The 3,264-nt window shown below is 62.4% G+C and carries 4 protein-coding genes and 2 pseudogenes; 2 read left to right on the top strand and 4 right to left on the bottom strand.

The features are described 5' to 3' along the window. Nucleotides 1–211: pseudogene (locus tag EOA75_RS30950) on the bottom strand (lytic transglycosylase domain-containing protein); the annotation flags it as partial. A 175-nt stretch (nt 212–386) separates the two neighbouring features. Here EOA75_RS30950 and EOA75_RS30955 point away from each other — a divergent pair. Continuing rightward, complete coding sequence (locus EOA75_RS30955; RefSeq protein ID WP_127325946.1) at nt 387–956, top strand: methylated-DNA--[protein]-cysteine S-methyltransferase; 570 nt, start codon at nt 387–389, stop codon at nt 954–956. A 20-nt stretch (nt 957–976) separates the two neighbouring features. Here EOA75_RS30955 and EOA75_RS30960 read toward each other — a convergent pair whose 3' ends face one another. After that, nucleotides 977–1,306 carry a hypothetical protein gene (locus EOA75_RS30960; protein WP_067327152.1) on the bottom strand — a complete coding sequence of 110 codons (330 nt, stop codon included), beginning with the start codon at nt 1,304–1,306 and terminating at the stop codon, nt 977–979. A 273-nt stretch (nt 1,307–1,579) separates the two neighbouring features. Here EOA75_RS30960 and EOA75_RS30965 point away from each other — a divergent pair, with 273 nt between their 5' ends. After that, complete coding sequence (locus EOA75_RS30965) at nt 1,580–1,792, top strand: cold-shock protein (protein ID WP_066994534.1); 213 nt, start codon at nt 1,580–1,582, stop codon at nt 1,790–1,792. A 558-nt stretch (nt 1,793–2,350) separates the two neighbouring features. On the opposite strand, the gene EOA75_RS30970 is transcribed toward EOA75_RS30965, so the two are convergent. Then, complete coding sequence (locus tag EOA75_RS30970) at nt 2,351–2,959, bottom strand: glutathione S-transferase family protein (protein WP_127215121.1); 609 nt, start codon at nt 2,957–2,959, stop codon at nt 2,351–2,353. Nucleotides 2,960–3,045: 86 nt separating this feature from the next. Continuing rightward, a pseudogene (locus EOA75_RS30975) lies at nt 3,046–3,264 on the bottom strand (EAL domain-containing protein); the annotation flags it as partial.

The following is a 3,264-nucleotide window of genomic DNA, read 5'->3' on the forward strand; positions in this document are numbered from 1 at the left end:
CCGCCGTTTGCACCTGAGCGAGGCCGGAAGGCTCCGGCAGCACAGCAACGGTTTCGGGCAGCGCGATGGTCGGTGTGTCGTCCTCGGCGGCCGGCGTCGATGCCGCCGCAAGCGCCGGCGAGGGTTTCATCTGTGAGGTCGAGGTACAGCCGCTGAGGCCGGCAGCGGCAACGAGCACGCCGATCGCGGTGAGGATGATTTTCGCTGCCAAGCCCTGCAGGTCCGATTGTCGGTTGTTGAAAGTCCTTACACCAGCGATTCCAACCGGGCAATCAGGGCCAGTGTGCAGCTTTCGGGTGGCGAGACTCGAAGCAAACTGCGATATTGTTCCCCATCTGTACTGGAGATGTACCCGTTTTTCGCAGTTTGCGGAAAGGAGCGCACCCATGGAAAACGCATTGCCGATCACGGCCGGCCACGCAGTGTTAGAAACAGTGATCGGCTTCATGGGCATCGCCTGGAGCGAAAAGGGCCTGATCCGGCTCTGCCTGCCCGAGCGCAGCCGCGAAGCGGTCGAGCGCCGCCTGTTTCGCCATGCCGGCGTCTCTACCTCCACCGAACAGCCGCAATGGGTGGTCGAACTGATCGCCTCGATCAAGGCCTATGCGGCCGGGGAGGATGTCGATTTCTCCGGCGTGCCGGTCGATCTCGACGGCGTCGACGATTTCCGCCTCGCCATCTATGACGCCGCGCGCCAACTTGGCTTCGGCGAGACCACCACCTATGGCGAACTGGCCAAGCGGGCCGGCCATGCCGGGCTTGCGCGCGAAACCGGCGCAGCCCTCGGCGCCAATCCGGTGCCGCTGGTGATTCCCTGCCACCGCATCCTTGCCGCGGGGGGCAAGATCGGCGGCTTCTCGGCTACCGGCGGCTCGGCCACCAAGGAGAAGATGCTGGCCATGGAAGGCGTGCGGGTCGGTCCGCCGCCGGCCGCTCAGGCATCATTCGCGTTCTGACACAGCTTGCCGAAAGGAATCTAATGGCGTGGGAAGATCCGCCGTCGGAAATGCCGGTCGAAGTCCGGCCGTTTGCAGATATAGACGGGGCAGGATTTAGTATCGGCGCTCGGCACATAGGCCCGCGCTCTCACCTCGCCCATGTTGCAGAAGCGCTCGTCCCGCACATAGCGGTCATAAAGCGGCAGTCCCGGCACGCGCGTCGACTGATAGCGCAGGATGACCGCGCCCTGCCTGGCGATCGTCGCCCGCACGCGGTCGCAGCTCATGCGCGTCGGGTCGTAGCGCGAGACGGCCTGCGCCTCGGCGGCCACCAACATCAGGCAGGCGGCAAGCAGAATTGTCCTCATGATCTTCTCCCGCAACAGCAAGCGCATCTTCCCTCCACAACGCATCCCCGGCTGCAAACCTTCCAAGCGCAGTGGGCTCCGTTGGACGCTATCGCGGCACATGCCGGTAACGCCATCTTGTTTTCGTTCGCGAACCATACTATATCCGGCGCATTGAATTTGGCCGATCGATCGGGCCGCGATCTTCGCGTTTGCTGACGTCTATCTCCAAAATTTCGATACCACCGGCCGGGCTTTGGTCCGGTCAAACGAAGCAAATGTGAAGGACTCTACATGGCAACTGGTACGGTTAAGTGGTTCAACGCCACCAAGGGCTACGGCTTCATCCAGCCCGACAATGGCGGCGCGGACGTTTTCGTCCACATCTCCGCCGTCGAGCGCGCTGGCATGACCACCCTCGTTGAAGGCCAGAAGATCAGCTTCGAGATCGAGCAGGACCGCCGCACCGGCAAGTCCGCTGCTGGGTCTCTGAGCAAGGCAGCCTGATTTGGCGCTGGCATTTTGCAGCCGGGCGTGATCGCCTGGCATTGCACAATGCGCCTAGTTAGCGACGCGCACCGGGCGAGAGCCTGGAGCGGGCGGCAAGTCACGGATGTACTGACGGTCGTGCGATAAGCGCGCCGGAGCGAAAGGACCCGACAAGCTGGAACAGCAGATAGCTGCCGGCCCGGCCCCAACGCTTCCGATCAGGCTACCGGCATAGGAAGGCGGGCATTGTCCCGCCTTTTTTGTTGCCTGAATTGGCAAGCCGCCGCCCGCGCTTGTGGTCCCACTTTGCTGCCGGCAAACTGCGTGACCAAAGGCCGTTCGCCGTGCCGGCCGACAAGAACTTCACTTCGATGAGACCAATCCGCGACATCCATCCCTCCATTTCAAAAGGTGGGAGAGCTTTGGTCGGCGAGGATAGACGACACTTATCGGGCCTTGGCCCTCGAAAGCGCTGATGCTTCGACTGGATCTGGATCGGCACCCCATGCCGAATACGATCGTCTCATCAAATAGCCAGCATTCGGCGGCTGCAAAATGCTGCGGCATAGAAACAGACTACCCCACCCACTCGATCGGCACGTGCCCCTTGTCCGTCTCGACCCGCTTCAGCCACTCCACCACGGCCGGATAGGCGTCGAGCTGGAAACCGCCCATCTCGGCGGTGTGAGTGTAGGCATAGAGCGCAATGTCGGCGACGCTGTAGCTGGCGCCGGCAAAAAAGGCGTTCTGCTCCAGATGCTTGTTCATCACGCCGAGCGCCTTGTTGCCGCGCTCCAAGGTCAGCGCCAACCGTTCCGGCGTCGCATCCTTCGCCCTCTCGGGAAATGTGAGCAGCGCCTTGCGCACCGCGATATAGGGCTCGTGGCTGTACTGCTCGAAGAACAGCCACTGATACGCCAGCGCCCGCTCATATCTGTCGGCCGGCAGGAAGCGCGTGCCTTCGGCGAGATAGAGCAGAATGGCGTTGGATTCAGCGATGCGTCGGCCGTCGTCGAGCTCGATCAGCGGCACCATCGCGTTGGGGTTCTTGGCGACATAGTCGGCCTTGCGCGTCTCCCCGGTGTGCGAGCTCACTTCGATGCGGGTGAAGGGAATGCCGAGCTTTGCCATCAACAGACGCGGCTTGTAGCAATTGCCGCTGTCGATCATGTCATAAAGGATCATGGCCCTCTCCGCGCGCGACGAACGATCAGCTGCCTCTAACTCGCCTGTGCGCAGTTCATCCAGTGATTTGTTTTTGAGTGAAAGCATCAGCGGCGCTGATGCAAAGGCACTACCTTGTTGTCCATGCCGAGCAGCGCATCGATCGCCAGCGGCTCTTCGTTGAAGATGGTGCCGGCGAGCGCCGGGCGGGCGAGGTGATATCCTTGCAGGAGGTCGACGCCGCCATCGAGCGCGACGCGCAGATGCGTGGCATGCTCGATGCCCTCGACCAGCACCTTGGCGCCGCGGTCGTGCAGCGTCGAAAC

It is taken from the genome of Mesorhizobium sp. M1A.F.Ca.IN.022.07.1.1 (genome assembly GCF_003997575.1).
Lineage (GTDB): Bacteria > Pseudomonadota > Alphaproteobacteria > Rhizobiales > Rhizobiaceae > Mesorhizobium.